The following is a 15,952-nucleotide window of genomic DNA, read 5'->3' on the forward strand; positions in this document are numbered from 1 at the left end:
GCGTCACAAATACTGCAAAACTGTTCACCGCAATGATGGTTATATGTATGGGTTTTCCACTCTTGTCCGCTAAATCGATGATTAGAGGCGTACCGATCGCCCAAAAACGCCGATCGCCTCCTAAGTGCTCTGAAACAGGCAAAAGCCAGAACAGCCAAACCTCAAATCGATCGCTAAATGCACGTTATCAGTCGCAAAAAATTAAGAGACTACTGCCAAAATCATGCTGATTCTTGCGAAGCCCTCGATGATTGGTACAAGATTGCTAGTCAAGCCAACTGGACTAAGCTTATTGAAGTTCAAACTATTTATCCTCAAGCTGAAGCAGTTGGAAATTTTACAATTTTCAACATCAAAGGAAATAAATATCGCTTAATCGTAAGTCTTAACTATCAAAAGCAGATTGTTTATATCAAGTACATTTTGACTCATGCAGAATATGACAAAAACAACTGGAAAAATGACCCTTACTTTTGACTCCGACAGATACAGCAGCTTGCTATCTCAATATCAACCGCGCATTATCAAAAATGAAGATGAAAACAAGATATTTTTAGAAATAGTTGAAAGCTTGCTTTCTCGGAACAATCTAACTCCCGAAGAAGACACTCTCCTAGAACTCTTAGTCAAATTAATTGAGGATTTTGAAGAAACACATTATCAAATAAATGCTTCAACTCCCCACTCAAGACTTCTTCATTTGATGGATGCTAAAAATCTAGAGCCAGCGGATTTAGTGGGAATTATGGACACAATTGAGATGGCAACAGAAATCGTTAACGGTCAACTAGAAATTACCAAAAAACAAGCTGAGGCTTTGGGAAAGTTTTTTCATGTCAATCCGAGTTTGTTTCTGTTCAATTAATCGTAATAGAGACTTCTATCATATAATAGATTGAAACTTGTCGCGATCGCCCTTTATCCCCTCTACTATGCTTCAAATCCGCCGCCGTCCCCCCAGCACCTCAGTCTCCGTACTCTACCTCAGCTACAAAATCGCCGTACCCGACGCCGAACCCCGGCACATCCTCGAAGAAATTGTCTGGCAAAAAGAGGTTGAAGTAGCCCAAAAGCGCGATCGCACGCCCTTAGCCGAACTTCACAAAAGACTCCCCTTTGCGCCGCCGATCCGCGACTTCCTCGGCGCGCTTAAAAACGGTAAAACCGCACCAGCAATCATCGCCGAAGTCAAAAAAGCTTCCCCCAGCAAAGGCGTAATTCGCGAAGATTTCGACCCCGTGGCGATCGCCCAAGCATACCAAGAAAACGGCGCCAGTTGCATCTCCGTACTCACCGATGAAAAGTTCTTTCAAGGCAGTTTCGACAACCTCGCTAAAATCCGTGCCGCCGTCGATTTGCCCTTACTTTGCAAAGAATTTATTATCTATCCTTACCAAATCTATCTCGCCCGGATTAGCGGCGCCGATGCTGTATTGTTAATCGCTGCCATCTTATCTGACAAAGACTTACAATACTTTGTGAAAATTGTCAAGACTTTGGGGATGACGGCCTTAATAGAAGTTCACACTCTCGAAGAACTCGATCGAGTATTAACCCTAGAAGGAGTCAACCTAATCGGCATCAACAACCGCAACCTAGAAGACTTTTCCGTCAGTCTAGAAACCACCAGCCAACTATTAGCCTCGCGCCAAACCGAAATTCAAGGAAAAAACATCCTCACCGTCAGCGAGTCAGGAATCCATACAGCCGACGACCTCACCCAAGTTGCCAGCGCCGGAGTCCAAGCCGTCCTCATCGGCGAATCCCTAGTCAAGCAGCCAGATCCGGGTGCTGCTTTAGCCTCCCTTGCCAAGACACATCCGCCCATCACCAAAGGCGAGACTGCTTGACCAAAGAACGAGCCCGCCGGGCCCCTCGATGCGAGACATGGGGATAAGTCGGTAGCGGTTTCAACCGCCTAGAAGGGGTTGCACGGCTTTAGCCGCCGTGGTACAATAGATTCAAGCGAGTAGGAGCAACCATCTACGCGACGAAACATCCTAGTACTGAGAAATCCAGGCAACGGACATATCCGACTTCGATTCGGAACAGTTAAAGGGCAAATAATGGCAGGATGTCGAGCGTACCAACCTGGCAGAGTGATGGACTTTCCAAGCGATAGAAGCATAAAAGTATACGCAAAGTTTAGAGTAATCTAGACTGAGTGGGTAGCGGCGCATTGAACACGCCTGTGTGAAACCTTTATTGGAATCGCACGAATCCCCCCGATTCATCGGTGGGGTTAGTTCAAAAACACCCCCGAATTCTGATAAAAAATGATTGAGTAGGTAAATAATCAGAAATTCTAGCCTGCATCGACTCAAGCGCCTAACTGCAAAAAAAATAGCACTCAAAGCTATATTGCAGAGAAATATTTTGCCAGAAAGCAATTAAATCTATTCGCTGTCGCCAGTCGATCGCAAAATTTAGCGTTACCAACGCACCCAGCCCCGAATATTCGATCGGCAAAGCAGGGGTTTTTGTAAGGTTAGAAAACAAATAAGAAGTCGGGCATCTAATGTTCACCTGTGATGCCCCATGCACTTGCAATGGGGTATCGGTTCGCTGAGGTATGTTAGCTTTCATGGAGCCAATTCCCCTTCCTTCGTACATTCATTATGAATTGTTACTTCAATTGTTAGAACGCAAAACAATGTTTGCTGTCAGTCCACAATCGCCCCAACAGCAACAAGTTCACCAACTTATTATTACCCTGCGTAAAGCCCTTGCCATTCAAAAGCAATTAGAACAAAGCTGCGAGCGATCGAACTTGGCAGTAGAATACCGTTGGTCTTTAAATGAAACTAACCATACTGGCATTAAAAGTTAAAAAACTTAGAGTACCAACCGATCGTATTTGATTTATTCTGTAGAACTCCCATCGAAAAAGTTAGGACGACATAATGGACAACAAGTTAATGCTGATGATTCCCGGCCCTACACCGGTGCCGGAAGCGGCTTTGCTAGCAATGGCAAAACACCCGATGGGCCACCGCAGCAAGGAATTTGACGCGATTTTTGCCGAATGTACCGAAAATCTCAAATGGCTGCACCAAACCAGCGGCGACGTACTGAGTTTGACGGTTTCCGGTACCGGCGCGATGGAAGCTGGGATAATTAATTTCTTGAGTGCGGGCGATCGAGTTTTAGTCGGATGCAATGGTAAATTTGGCGAACGCTGGGCTGAAGTCGCACAAGCTTACGGTTTAAATGCCGAAATCGTCAAAGCTGAGTGGGGTCAACCTTTGAACCCCGAAGACTTCCGCGAAAAACTCGAAGCAGATACTGAGAAGCAAATCAAAGCTGTCATCGTCACTCACTCAGAAACCTCTACCGGTGTCCTGAATGACCTCGAAACCATCAACCGCCACGTCAAAGCCCACGGCGAAGCTTTAATTATGGTTGATGCTGTCACCAGTTTAGGTGCTGTCAGCGTGCCAATGGAAGCTTGGGGGCTAGATGTGATTGCTTCTGGTTCTCAGAAAGCTTACATGATTCCCCCGGGTTTGGGTTTTGTAGCCGTTAGTCCTAAGGCTTGGAAAGCTTACAAAACTGCCACACTGCCCCGCTATTATTTAGATTTGGGTAAATATAGCAAAGACGCTGCCAAAAATACGACTCCTTTTACTCCGCCAGTCAATATGTTTTTTGCGCTGCAAGCATCGCTGCAAATAATGAAAGGCGAAGGATTGGAAAACGTTTTCGCCAGACACAAGCGCTTGATGACAACTACTCGCGCCGCTGTAAAAGCTTTGGGTTTGCCATTATTTGCTGCTGATGATGCCGCCAGTCCTGCCATTACCGCAGTTATGCCGCCTGCGTCTGTAGATGCTCAAAAAGTGCGAACTTTGATGAGAAAGAAGTTTGATATTGCTCTCGCCGACGGACAAGACCATTTGAAAGGTAAAATCTTCCGCATCGGTCATTTGGGCTTTGTGTGCGATCGCGATATTCTAGCAGCAATTTCCGCTTTGGAAGTCGTGTTGCAAGAATTGGGTCATGAAGGCTGCCTTCCTGGTGCCGGTATCGCCGCTGCTGCGAAAGAGTTAGCTGGATCTTAATCTTAGTTATTAAAGGATTTTGGATTTTGGGTTTTATCTCAAATCTAAAATCCTTTTAATAGGCTTGGGATAACCAATCAAAGATTTTATCCAATTGTTCCAGAGTGACTAAACCGTACTGCCACAGAACCATCGGCAAGGAATTAGGGTCTCGATCTCGCTGCCGTTTTTCGTCACCGCCAACACGTTCGGCGACAGCGATGGACGCGGGAGAGATTGCCAAATCTTCTTGTAAAAATCGAATTAATCTAGTGTATGTAGCGGGTGCCATGTGATTTTGTCTCCATGTATAGGACACCATTTTCTGATGCGAACCTGATGTTTTTGATTAGTAATAAGCCAGTTTTAAATCTGTCTCTTGGCCGTCGATAGCTGTTAAAACAGTATTAGCGGTTGTGGAAAATCCCAAATTTACTGCTGAGTGTGACTCTAAAGCCAACCTTTCCCCAGAAGTGAAAGGTTTTGCACTTTTGCTGCTGTCTGCCCGATCGCCTGTTGAGCGCGATCGAACTTAAACTGAATACCTCGGTATTGTGCAACGCGAATCTGAAGAAATTCTGCTACCTAAACTAATTGCACTGTTGTTCAGAGTTTAACTTCATCTGCGAAAGTGCAGAATCCGCAAATCTACTTCGGCAATATTTGGTCAGATATGTCGATCGCAGCCGACCTTGCTACCTTAAGTTAACTTTGCCACTTAATTTGGCTTGTAGCATCTTACTTCCGACAGGTTTAGTAGATTCAGGTTTGGCGCCAGAAGTTCCAGAGAATTTCTTTTCGTGCCAGGAGCCCGATCGGCTAAGCATCGTCTCTCAGGATTGGTAACGAGTCGCTGACTCCTCTCATACCTGGAACTAACAATCTACAGCTTCTGCAAACAAGCTCAAGCCCAGACGAACTCAGATTGACATCGTAGCAAATCTTTTGGTCTTTGTGCTGTATCTTACATTAATACTTTAACAGATATTATCAAGTTTTGTAAAGTTTATTAATTTTTTGAGGTTTTCTGGAAGCCGAACTCAGCGGGAAAGGGAGAGGGGAGAGAGGGGGAGAGGGGAGAGAGGGGGAGTGACTTCAGAAACCGGGTTTCTACTAAATTTTGCGACTGGGAACCAGAAATACACCTAGAAACCGGGTTTCTAGCCCCATGTGTAAGCCCTGAAAATGTCCGAAGTGTTACTGGAAAAACTCGATTTCAATCCGATCGCCCACTTTGACACCAAGTTCAGCAGCCCGGCCGCCCCGGATCTCGATCACTCGATCGACAGCAGTATCGGGCCCGTAGGTGGGACAAGGATCGGCTGTACAAGGAGGTGCCTCTGCTGCGATGGCTGTCACGACTCCATCCCGCAGAAAAATCATATCCAGAGAAATCTTGCAATTTTTCATCCAAAAATTGACCCAGCGCGCGGGTTTAAACTCAAACAGCATTCCTCTGTCATCGGCCAAAGAAGTTCTGTACATTAAACCCATAGCCTGTTGTTCGGATGTTTTGGCGACTTCAAGTTCGATCTGGCGATCGGCTATCCGAGCTCTAGCAGAAACAGGCAAAACTTGACCGGATGTTGTCGCCGTCGGAGACTGCGACGCCAAAGTACCAGTAACACCAGAATTTGCGACAGGTAAAGCCGGCGAACATCCAAGCAAAAATATAATTACCCCAATATTTAGGAAATTAGTTAAATAACTCATAAAGATTTTAGATTGGGAATGGGGAATTGGTAATGGGTAATTGGTAATGGGTAATTGGTAATTGGGAATTGGGAATTGGTAATTGGAATGGGACTTTTTAACAACTGTCAACTGACAACTGTCAACTGACAACTGTCAACTGTCAACTGACAACTGTCAACTGACAACTGTCAACTGACAACTGTCAACTGACAACTGTCAACTGACAACTGTCAACTGTCAACTGACTTCAAGCTTCGCGCATCACGTAACCAACACCGCGCACAGTCTGAATCAAGCGCTTTTCGCCCTCATCTTCAATTTTGAGACGCAGATAGCGGATGTAAACCTCAATCACATTCGACTCACCCAAAAAGTCGTAACCCCAAACATTCTCTAGAATTTGTTCGCGAGTCAAAACGTCGCGGGGATGTTCCATCAAATACTTTAGCAGTTCAAATTCCTTCATCGTCAGGTCGATCGCCCGTCCGTTGCGTAGAGCTCGCCTAGACGCCAAATCCAAAACTAAATCACCAAACCTCAGTTGTTCGCTGCTGGTGTTATCCGGCTGCAAATACAAGCGCACCAACTGCATAAACTCCTCAGTGCGGTAAGGTTTGAGAAAATAATCATCTGCGCCAGCTTCCAGACAAGCCACGCGATCGTCCACTGTATCGCGACCGATCAATAATAGCACTGGCGCCCGATTGCCACCACTTCGGAGGTGAGAACACAGCGACAGCCCCGATTCAGGGCCAAGTATGCGATCGATTACAATCAAAGCTGGCTGCAATTTATGGGCTAAATGTTGGCCTGTGGCGATACTAGAAGCTATTACTGGTTCGTAGCCGGAGGATTTTAAGTCTAGACTTAAGTGTCCGGCGAGAACTTCGTCTGTTTCTACTAGCAGGACACAGGGATTGCGATCGAGAGTGAGTGCAGCCATTGCATTGACCGATTTAGACCATACCAGTTCTAGCACGTCTCAGGGGACAGTTGACAGTTGACAGTTGACAGTTGACAGTTGTCAGTTGACAGTTGTCAGTTGACAGTTAGATGGAAAAATCATGAAATAAGCAAGATAAGCCAATGACAATTCCCAATGACAATTCCCAATTCCCAATTCCCAATTCCCAATTCCCAATTACCAATTCCCAATTACCAATTCCCAATTCCCAATTCCCAATTCCCAATTCCCAATGCCCAAATTCAATATTAAACTCAGAGGACTGAAGTCCTCACTACAAACCTAATTACCAATTACCCAATTCAACAATCCATGAGCCTCATTGTATTTGGCAGTATCAACATTGACCTCGCAGCAAAAACTCCCAGATTGCCGCAACCTGGGGAAACTATCATCGGTAGCAATTTTTTCACTGCCGGCGGCGGTAAAGGAGCAAATCAAGCCGTAGCAGCGTCGCGTCTTGGAACTTCGACTCACCTGATCGGGCGTGTGGGCAACGATAAATTTGCTGAAGAATTATTGACAAGTTTACAATCCTATGGTTTGAATACAGAAAATGTATTAATAGATAAAAGCACTCATTCAGGTGTGGCAATTATTGCCGTAGACGATAGCGGTCAAAATAATATTATTGTGATTCCGGGTGCAAATAATAATGTTGGTGATGCAGATATAGAACGTCTTAAAAAAGTGTTGTCTGAAGCTACATCTTTGCTGTTACAGTTAGAAATTCCCCTGGAAATTGTCCTAAAAGCTGCGAAAGCTGCTCGTCAAGCTGGGGTGCGAGTGATTCTCGATCCGGCACCGGCTGCGGGGGATTTGCCGATCGACCTTTACCCGCTAATCGACATCATCACGCCGAATGAAGTGGAAGCTGGACAGTTATTCGGTTTTCCGGTGAATGACACAGAAACGGCGATTCGGGCAGCCAAACAGTTGCAGCAGCGCGGTGTCGAGAATGTTATTGTCAAATTGGGCGATCGCGGGGCGGTTGCTGTGACTGCGGATGAGAGCTTTTTTGTGCCTGCTTTTGCTGTGAGGGCGATCGACACAGTGGCTGCTGGCGACGCTTTTAACGGTGGGTTGGCTGCGGCGTTAGATGGCGGGCGATCGCTGTCGGAGGCGGTGGTGTGGGGCTGTGCAGCGGGTGCTCTGTGTGCAACTAAGGTGGGTGCTCAGGTTGCTATGCCCGATCGGGCAACTTTTGATAAATTTTTGCAGCATAATTTAGCAGCAGAATTTAGATAAGACGGCGGTTGAAACCGCATCTACACAAACGATGTCCGCCTTCGCGGACTGAAGAGGATAACATAATTTTAACTGCCCACTCTTCAACCGGCGTCCGGCGGGTTTTGCTTGTATAGACGCGGTTTCAACCGCCAAGTCTTCTTGAATTTGTAAGGTGCCCCGAAGCACAGCCTACTGTGGCCGCTGAATAATTGTTTCAACTACCCGGCGCTTGACTTTTGGATCGATACCAATCAGCCGCACGTATTCCCCGCCGTGTTCCGCCAAGCAAGTTTCTAAAGATGCAACCACATCTTTTTCCTGTGCCGTTTTAATTGTCGCACAACTTTGCCAGGAACCTGTTTTAAATCGGCGATTGTCTGCATATTCCATCCCTATTTTGCAGCCCCTTGCTAATAACTGTTGTACTTGTTCCAATACCTCGCCGCTCAGCCGCGCAGCTTTACCGTTACTAATAGTTGAAGTTGGCTCGACATAAGCCTTATAATATTTCGATGAGGGGTCGTTTTGTTGATTTTGTGTTGGCGCAGCAGCCGGGACATTGACAGTTCCAGGAACGTTAAACAGCCGTGATTGGTTGTATTCATCTACCAAGCGCATTTCCTGTACCCGCTTTTGTTGACCAACCATTGAACTACCCATTTCTAATAAATGAGCGAGGCTGAAATTAGGGTTCGGGAAATCTGGCGGTGCTTCCAGAGTGTTGACTAAACGCTTGGAAACTTGCTCGATTCCTATCTTGTGGATGAATTCGCGGATTTGTTCGTCGTAAATGCGCGATCGCAAAGCGCTAAAAAAGTCGATCGCCTGATCTGCAAAATTATCTACCAAACCCACTATCTCGGTTTGTGACAAATTGTCAGACTCAAAAATTCCGCCGACAATCCCAATTTTATCATCCCGGCTGGGTTCCCAATAAAACTTTTCCATCCGCCCGTCGCGAATCAGCGGCGCGTAAAGCGTAGCAAAGTCATTTCCGGTGACAATAATCGGCACTCGGTGCAGCGGCGTACTGTCATAACTTCCCGGTAACTGCACGTTAGTGGGATTGTCCGCAATATTCATCAGAGTGGCATTGACCATCTGAGTATTTACAGTATATTGAGTCGTAGTATCGAACCTGCCAGCACCGGCATCCAAATCGTTAATAAAAATTGCACACATCTCGCCCCGCACTCGAATTTGCTCCGCAGCTTCGCGGTAGCGCAAACGAATTAAACGCGCCGGATCTCCGGCATCGGGACTTTCTAATTCTCCACCAGATATCATCACCGGTTCAAAGCCCATTCGCCGAAAAACCAGTTCGGCTTGAAATGTTTTACCTTCTCCTTTGCGGCCGTGAATTCCCAAAATTAGGGGAACTCTTACCCCAGGCAAATTTAAAAAGTTCTTAGTGACGTGCACCGCAACTTTATCGAGAAAGTTAGGAGAAATGTAATAACTCATCAGTAGATTTGTGAGGGATTTATTGCTGTTACTGTTACAATTTTATGACAAAATTAACAGCCTGCAACGCGAAGCTGGATTTTTACCGTACAATCTAGTTCTACATATTATGTGTTAAGGAGCGATTCGTGAGTCCAGAAACCTTACTAAAAGAACCAAGCGTGCAAGCCGAAGCCAGTTTGTTCAGTTCTGAGGGCTTCGACAGTTATGTAATGACTACTTACGGGCGTTTTGCGATCGCCCTGGAACGGGGCCTCGGCTGCCGCGTTTGGGATACCGAGGGCCGCGAATATCTCGATTTTGTGGCGGGTATTGCTACCTGCACTCTGGGACACGCCCATCCGGCGATGGTGGCAGCGGTAACTCAGCAAATTCAGACGCTGCACCACGTTTCTAATCTTTACTACATCCCCGTACAGGGCGAGCTGGCAAAGTGGCTTGTAGATCATTCTTGCGCGGACAGAGCTTTCTTTTGCAACTCGGGTGCGGAAGCTAATGAAGCGGCGATTAAACTGGCGCGCAAGTACGCCCACGAACAATTAAATATCTCGAATCCGACCATAATTACTGCTGTTGCTAGTTTCCACGGGCGGACTTTGGCGACGATTACGGCGACGGGACAACCTAAATATCAGAAGGGTTTTAGTCCGTTGGTTCCTGGATTTCACTATGTTCCTTACAATGATATTAGTGCGATCGAACTGGCGATCGAGCAACTCGACAAAGATGAACGCCAAGTCGCTGCAATTATGCTGGAAGCGCTGCAAGGTGAAGGGGGAGTTCGTCCCGGAGATATCGCCTATTTCCAACGGATTCGGGAAATTTGCGACGAAAAAGGGATTTTGCTAATTCTCGACGAAGTGCAAGTCGGGATGGGACGCAGCGGTAAATATTGGGGTTACGAAAATCTCGGGATTGAACCGGATATCTTTACCTCTGCGAAGGGATTGGGCGGCGGTATCCCGATCGGCGCTATGCTGTGCAAGTCTCACTGCGATGTGTTTGAACCGGGAAGTCACGCTAGCACTTTTGGCGGTAATCCTTTTGCTTGTGCTGTCGCTTTGTGCGTGTGCCAAACTTTAGAACGGGAAAACCTGCTGGAAAACGTCCAACAGCGCGGAGCACAGTTGAAAGCTGGCCTCAACCAACTGGCGGCTGCATATCCGAATTTGATTGCTGAGGTGCGGGGCTGGGGCTTGATTGTCGGGCTGGAATTGCAGGCTGATATTGCACTGACATCGGCTGATATTGTTAAATCTGCGATCGCCGCTGGTGTGCTGTTGGTTCCCGCCGGGCCGAAGGTGTTGAGGTTTGTCCCGCCTCTAATTGTTTCTGCTGCTGAAGTCGATCGGGCTTTGCTTGCCGTTGAGGAAGCGTTGCGCTCTCAAGCGGTACACTAAAATCTACTGGGTTGATTTTTGTGAGCTGTAGCGCTGCAACTGGCGCAATATGCAGAGGCGCTATTCCTGAGAAACCCGGTTTCTTAGCCTCCTGTCGTGTTCGATCATCGCAATCAGATGCGTTCGTAGTGCGGACTGAAGTCCGCAGCATCAGAGCGGACTTTCGGGCGCACTACAAACCGTTTTTGTTATGGTAATCGACCGGACATGATATCAGTCCCTATCAGGGTAAAAGTAAACCCGCCCCGCTGCAAGTCTGTCGGGGCGGGTTTTATCCAGTTTAGGACTTGCCCGGAAACCAGTTTTTTAGGCAAATACACTGCGCTGTGACGATGTGTATGCTGCAAAAACCGGGTTTTTTTAATACTTCTAGATAAGTCTTAAAGTTAATAGACTCCCGGTTGGGAATTTTTAACCGCTTTTGAATGCCGATCGACACAAAAAATATCTCAAGATAAAATTGAGTTTTATCCTCTACTCGAATATTGTCTGTGAAACCCGCCCCGAAACACTGACGACGCATTAGACCGGAATTTGGCTAAAGACAACGGGCACAATAATACTATTAGTGATTGTAGGTGCTAATCTCGCTATCAGCCTGTCTGTTGCCACTTGTGAATCCTGGTTTAACTGATTTCATCCTTTAAGGTCTATAATCCGTCGGAGACTCCTACCTCCGGTTCGAGAGCCAAATTGAAACAGTTCCTAATTTCATTGGCTGCACAGAAGCAGCAATCCTATCGTTAATAGTTCGGCGGAATGCACGATGGACGAACAGCGTCGCGAAACTGATGTTAATATGCTCCGAGCGCTGCTGGAAAATCCTGTGGACTCAGGAATAGATTTGATTTTGAGGACTGACTCAAAGTCGATCGACTTTGAGTTTGTGCAAATGCTTTACTTGGAAGAGCCGGCACTGACACGAGACAGCTTGCTCAAAGCTGCAAAATTCTTTCAAAGGACGATCGCACCCTTAGAATCTGCTAAGAGCAATGCTAAATTGCCCGGAACCGGGGCAGCATATCTGGCTTTTTTAGCAGAAGTATTGCAAGCAGTGGCGCGCAACCCTGATTCGCAGCACGTGTACGCGCTGCTGAGAAACAATTTAGACAAACTAGACCAGAATTTCGCAGATTTGCTGCGCCGCTGGGCAACTTTGGTACTCCCTACTGCCCCAGAATCAGAGGCGAGGCGCATTGCGGCCCTAATTGGCAATCTGAGCAACAAAATTGGGCGGTTTCCCCTCGGTAGCAAGGCGAATAACTTGGAAATCGAAATCGCCGGTTACGAAACCGTGGCTAAGGTGTTTACCCGCAAAGACTTTCCCCAAGAGTGGGCAGTCATGCAAAATAATCTGGGCAATGCTTATACCGATCGCCCCAAAGGCGATAAGGCTCAAAATATCGAACAAGCCATTGCTTGCTTTGCTAATGCCCTGCAAGTGCGAACTCGCGAACAGTACCCGGAACAGTGGGCGACGCTGCAAAACAATCTGGGAAACGCTTATAGCGAGCGCCTCAGGGGAGATGCGGCCGAAAATCTCGAAATTGCGATCGCCTGCTATCAAAACGCCCTACAAGTTCGCAACCGCGAGGGTTTTGGAGGAGATTGGGCAAGCACTCAAAACAATCTCGGCCGCGCTTACAGCCGCCGACTGCGCGGTGACAAAGCCCAAAATCTCGAACAGGCAGTCGTTTGCTACCACAATGCCTTGCAAGTCTACAACCGCAAGATGTTTCCCCGGCGCTGGGCGACGACTCAAAATAATTTAGCAAATGCTTACTATGATTTCCTGCGGGGGAATCGGGCAGAAAATCTCGAATACGCTGTCAACTGCTACCAGAGAGCTTTGCAAGTGCGGACTAAGGAAGCTTTTCCGCTGCAATGGGCGACGACTCAAAGGAATTTGGGCCGGGTGTTTATCGATCGAATTAAGGGCGAAGGAGTCGAAAATCTGGAAATGGCACTCACCTGCTTTCAAAATTCTTTGCAAGTCTACACTCGCATCAAATTTCCCGAAGCCTGGGGTTCGATCCAAACTTACCTCGGCAGGATCTACAGTCTGCGGGTGAAAGGGGAAAAAGCGGAAAATCTGGAAATGGCGATCGCCTGCTATCAAAATGCTTTGCTCTTTTGCAACCGCCAAAAAACTCCCGAACGCTGGGCAATGCTCTGTGCCTACCTCGGACGCGCTTTCAGCCAACACGTGAAAGGCGAAAAAAACCGCAATCTCAAAAGCGCGATCGCCTGTTATCAAAATGCAGCCCAAGTCTACACCAAACACGGATCTCCCCACCGCTGGGCCATGCTGCAAATTTATCTGGGCCGAGCTTTTTCGGAACTGACGGAGACGGAAAACTCGTCTCGCATCGAAAGCGCGATCGCCTGCTATCACAGTGCCGGCCAAATCTACACTCGCGAAACCTATCCCCACCGTTGGGCACAAATTTTATTTTATTTGGGTGAAGCTTACCGAAGGCGAGGCGAGTTGCTGCGCGCCTACGGCGTTTTTACTACTGCTGTCGATACTGTGGAATTCTTGCGGAGCGAAGTTGGGGTTGATGCGGCCGATTTGGGCGATCGGGGAAGTAACTCAAAAGCCAAATTAGTCAGCACCTGGAGAGGACTCTATAAATCCCTCGTACAAGTTTGCCTAGAACTCGGCCCGGGCCAGCCGGAATATTACGCTAAAGCCCTGGAATACGCTGAACGCCACAAAAATCGGAATTTGGTAGAACTCCTGGTTAAATCCCCCCTGACCCCAAAAGGCGACATTCCGGCAGCGGTACGCAGCGAGTTGGAGTCATTGCAACTGGAAATAGCAAGGGAACAGCGGCAGCAACAACAGCGACAACCCGAACCCAGCACTAGCTTGATTTCTGAGGGCGACAGCCCTGGTTTGAACAGCGGTTCTCTGATGCCGAACTCCGATTTTATGCACTTAAATCAATTGTGGCGGCAGTTTGATGGGTTGATTGCGCGCGAGGTGCAGGCAAACGACCCTTTCTTCAGCTTAGCTCGCAAAGTTGAACCCATTACTTTCGAGCAAATTCGCCAATTGTTGCCTGATGCCAATTGTGCTGCTGTGGTGTGGGCGAGTTTGGAGGATTTGGTAGTGGCTTTTGTGGTGGTGAAGAGTGCAGAATATCCCGCCGTTCACCTCTGTGCGGCGGGAAATGCTTTAGCTGCCGAAACTTGGGCCGGAGAGTACCTCAGCGCTTATTCCGAGCAAAAAGGTCGCTGGATCAATCATCTCCCGGCTCGCCTCAAACGCTTGGCCGCGCTGTTGGAAATCGATCGAGTGGTGGCGCTGATTCCGGAAAATTGCGATCGGCTAATTGTGGTGCCGCACCGATTTTTGCACGCTTTGCCGCTCCATGCTTTGCCTTTGGGGGTGAGAGACGGGTTGGAGGACACCGGGGCAATTTTCAGGTCTCATGGCGGCGATCGCAGCGGTTTCGATCTGTTGGATACGCACAACAGTTCGGATTTTTCTCACAGTTCGTCCTTTGGGGAAATTTCACCTCCTCCTGCTTATTTGATCGATCGATTTGCCGGAGGAATTCGCTATGCTCCTAGCTGCCAGCTATTGCGGTTGAGACAAATCGCGCGCAGCGCAGCTATCGGCCGCTACAGACCGAATTTGCAGCACCTGTTGGCAGTTCCCACTTTCAGCAGAGATGCGCTTTACAGCAACCTGGAAATCGGCAATATTTCCCAGTGTTTTTCCAGTACAGAAATTTTGCGGCAGAAGCCAGCAATTAAAGAGGCTTTTTCTCGATCGATATCTGTAAATGATGGGAATTCATCCGCGAAAATAGGACAAGTGCAGCAGAAAAAATGCGCTCACTTTGCTTGTTTGAGCGTGCTTGATTTCGCTTTCCCGCTCAAATCAGGCGTATTTGTGAGAAATGATACTATGACTTTGGAGGAAATTTTTAATTTCGATTGTCGGCAATACTTTTTAGTTACTTTATCGGCTTGCGAAATTGCAGCAGGCTCAGTCAGCGGTACTGAAGATTTTGTCGGTTTGTCCGCGGGTTTGTTGTATGCTGGCACATCTAGTGTTGTCAGCAGCCTGTGGAAAGTGAATGATGTTTCAACGCTGCTGCTGACGAGCAAGTTTTATGAAAATCTCGGGCGTTTTCCTCGATTGCAAGTGGGAGATGTGGCGCGATCGCTTGCGGAGGCTCAAAGGTGGCTGCGGGATTTGACAGGCGAGGAATTGGAGGTGTTGCTGGCGGATTTTCAGCCTCAAATTTCGCAAATGTTCGATCGGCTTTCACAAAGTTCTCGCCTGATTGCTGAAGCATCTTTACAGCAAATTCGCAACCGCAAACCCTGTCCTTTTGCCAATCCTTATCACTGGGCAGCTTTTACTGCTGCTGGAGTTTAGTCAGTTGACAGTTGATAGTTGACAGTTGACAGTTGTCATTAATTATAGCCCAGATTCCGCAGATATTTAAACAGAATTGATGGTTGTCAAGTTGAAATATTCAAGCCTGAAATATTTATCCAGCAAGCATTTCAGGCTTTTTTGGTTAAAAAATATTGAGTCAGGATAAAAGAGGTAAAAACCATGAATGATCCTCAAGGAGCCATAACGCTCTTTCGTCACTTTCATGAGAGTAAATTCTCGAAGACACGACAGCAAAGGATCTCTTCCCAAACGATCCCAACAAAGGAAGGTGTTAGAAAATCGCTCCACAAAGCCATACTAGATAAGCATTATCAAATTATGGTCATATTTTTACTGTCTGAGAGTGATGAAGGAGCGATAACAGTCCTAAATTTAGGCTATTTAGGAATACTAGGGCGTCGGTTCAGTAAAAGAAATTGACACTCCTCGGCATAGTATGTATGTTGATGTAGACCTTGGCCCGGCGTTGCATGAGGACAAAAAAATGGTTGGCGATCGCGATCTACTGTCGCCCTCATGCGAGAACCCCTACATAATACATATTTCGTTCTTTTTGTCAAAATATTCTACTGTACCGACGCTCTAGTATGAGAAATTAGGTTAAGAAATCAACAAATAAACCGACAATACGGTCGGTATTTCAGATGTTTTAAGCCGTACACTTAGTCAATCTAAATGGAGCCGAACAGGTGAGCAACTTAACAAAAAACAGGATATATTGCAATACCGTTTACTTAAG

Annotated in this window: 15 protein-coding genes; 8 read left to right on the forward strand and 7 right to left on the reverse strand. The window is 47.1% G+C overall.

Annotation, left to right across the window (positions count from 1 at the left end):
• The first annotated feature begins 177 nt into the window (after window positions 1-177).
• From JGK22_RS04130 to trpC, 3 genes are all read left to right on the forward strand, one after another.
• Complete coding sequence (locus JGK22_RS04130) at window positions 178-477, forward strand: type II toxin-antitoxin system HigB family toxin (RefSeq protein ID WP_293174260.1); 300 nt, start codon at window positions 178-180, stop codon at window positions 475-477.
• Window positions 461-865 (forward strand): transcriptional regulator, encoded by a 405-nt coding sequence (locus JGK22_RS04135; protein WP_293174262.1) that lies wholly within the window; start codon window positions 461-463, stop codon window positions 863-865. Before JGK22_RS04130 ends, JGK22_RS04135 begins: the two co-directional genes overlap by 17 nt.
• A 67-nt stretch (window positions 866-932) precedes the next feature.
• Entirely contained in the window at window positions 933-1,850 is a 918-nt protein-coding gene (gene trpC / locus JGK22_RS04140) for an indole-3-glycerol phosphate synthase TrpC (protein ID WP_293174264.1), read from the forward strand.
• A gap of 478 nt (window positions 1,851-2,328) precedes the next feature.
• On the opposite strand, the gene JGK22_RS04145 is transcribed toward trpC, so the two are convergent.
• Window positions 2,329-2,586, reverse strand: coding sequence for a hypothetical protein (locus tag JGK22_RS04145; protein ID WP_293174266.1), 258 nt, complete (start codon window positions 2,584-2,586; stop codon window positions 2,329-2,331).
• On the opposite strand from JGK22_RS04145, the gene JGK22_RS04150 reads away from it, so the two are divergent.
• Together JGK22_RS04150 and JGK22_RS04155 are read left to right on the forward strand one after the other, a co-directional pair.
• Complete coding sequence (locus JGK22_RS04150; RefSeq protein WP_293144225.1) at window positions 2,585-2,830, forward strand: DUF5340 domain-containing protein; 246 nt, start codon at window positions 2,585-2,587, stop codon at window positions 2,828-2,830. The two genes, JGK22_RS04145 and JGK22_RS04150, sit on opposite strands and share 2 nt — an antisense overlap.
• A gap of 73 nt (window positions 2,831-2,903) precedes the next feature.
• Complete coding sequence (locus tag JGK22_RS04155; RefSeq protein ID WP_293174268.1) at window positions 2,904-4,061, forward strand: alanine--glyoxylate aminotransferase family protein; 1,158 nt, start codon at window positions 2,904-2,906, stop codon at window positions 4,059-4,061.
• A gap of 55 nt (window positions 4,062-4,116) precedes the next feature.
• Here JGK22_RS04155 and JGK22_RS04160 read toward each other — a convergent pair whose 3' ends face one another.
• From JGK22_RS04160 to JGK22_RS04175, 4 genes are all read right to left on the reverse strand, one after another.
• Window positions 4,117-4,332 carry a DUF2949 domain-containing protein gene (locus JGK22_RS04160; RefSeq protein ID WP_293144219.1) on the reverse strand — a complete coding sequence of 72 codons (216 nt, stop codon included), beginning with the start codon at window positions 4,330-4,332 and terminating at the stop codon, window positions 4,117-4,119.
• Between the two features lie 905 nt (window positions 4,333-5,237).
• Window positions 5,238-5,753 carry a DUF192 domain-containing protein gene (locus JGK22_RS04165; protein ID WP_293174386.1) on the reverse strand — a complete coding sequence of 172 codons (516 nt, stop codon included), beginning with the start codon at window positions 5,751-5,753 and terminating at the stop codon, window positions 5,238-5,240.
• Between the two features lie 229 nt (window positions 5,754-5,982).
• Window positions 5,983-6,678, reverse strand: a complete 696-nt coding sequence (gene nblR, locus JGK22_RS04170) for a response regulator transcription factor NblR (RefSeq protein WP_293174270.1) — start codon at window positions 6,676-6,678, stop codon at window positions 5,983-5,985.
• Window positions 6,679-6,784: 106 nt separating this feature from the next.
• On the reverse strand, window positions 6,785-6,925 hold the full coding sequence (locus JGK22_RS04175; RefSeq protein ID WP_293189310.1) for a hypothetical protein: 141 nt from the start codon (window positions 6,923-6,925) through the stop codon (window positions 6,785-6,787).
• A gap of 86 nt (window positions 6,926-7,011) precedes the next feature.
• On the opposite strand from JGK22_RS04175, the gene rbsK reads away from it, so the two are divergent.
• On the forward strand, window positions 7,012-7,947 hold the full coding sequence (rbsK, locus tag JGK22_RS04180; RefSeq protein ID WP_293189308.1) for a ribokinase: 936 nt from the start codon (window positions 7,012-7,014) through the stop codon (window positions 7,945-7,947).
• 171 nt (window positions 7,948-8,118) lie between these two features.
• On the opposite strand, the gene JGK22_RS04185 is transcribed toward rbsK, so the two are convergent.
• The gene (locus JGK22_RS04185) at window positions 8,119-9,393 is read right to left on the reverse strand and encodes a ribulose bisphosphate carboxylase small subunit (RefSeq protein ID WP_293312398.1); all 1,275 of its coding nucleotides are present in this window, start codon (window positions 9,391-9,393) and stop codon (window positions 8,119-8,121) included.
• A gap of 128 nt (window positions 9,394-9,521) precedes the next feature.
• Here JGK22_RS04185 and JGK22_RS04190 point away from each other — a divergent pair, with 128 nt between their 5' ends.
• The gene (locus JGK22_RS04190; RefSeq protein WP_293174276.1) at window positions 9,522-10,793 is read left to right on the forward strand and encodes an aspartate aminotransferase family protein; all 1,272 of its coding nucleotides are present in this window, start codon (window positions 9,522-9,524) and stop codon (window positions 10,791-10,793) included.
• Between the two features lie 280 nt (window positions 10,794-11,073).
• Here JGK22_RS04190 and JGK22_RS04195 read toward each other — a convergent pair whose 3' ends face one another.
• On the reverse strand, window positions 11,074-11,316 hold the full coding sequence (locus tag JGK22_RS04195; RefSeq protein WP_293174278.1) for a hypothetical protein: 243 nt from the start codon (window positions 11,314-11,316) through the stop codon (window positions 11,074-11,076).
• A gap of 243 nt (window positions 11,317-11,559) precedes the next feature.
• On the opposite strand from JGK22_RS04195, the gene JGK22_RS04200 reads away from it, so the two are divergent.
• Complete coding sequence (locus JGK22_RS04200; protein WP_293174280.1) at window positions 11,560-15,189, forward strand: CHAT domain-containing protein; 3,630 nt, start codon at window positions 11,560-11,562, stop codon at window positions 15,187-15,189.
• The last annotated feature ends 763 nt before the right edge of the window (window positions 15,190-15,952 follow it).

Origin of the sequence: Microcoleus sp. PH2017_08_TRC_O_A (assembly GCF_020738665.1) — a bacterium.
Taxonomy (GTDB): Bacteria; Cyanobacteriota; Cyanobacteriia; order Cyanobacteriales; family Microcoleaceae; genus Microcoleus.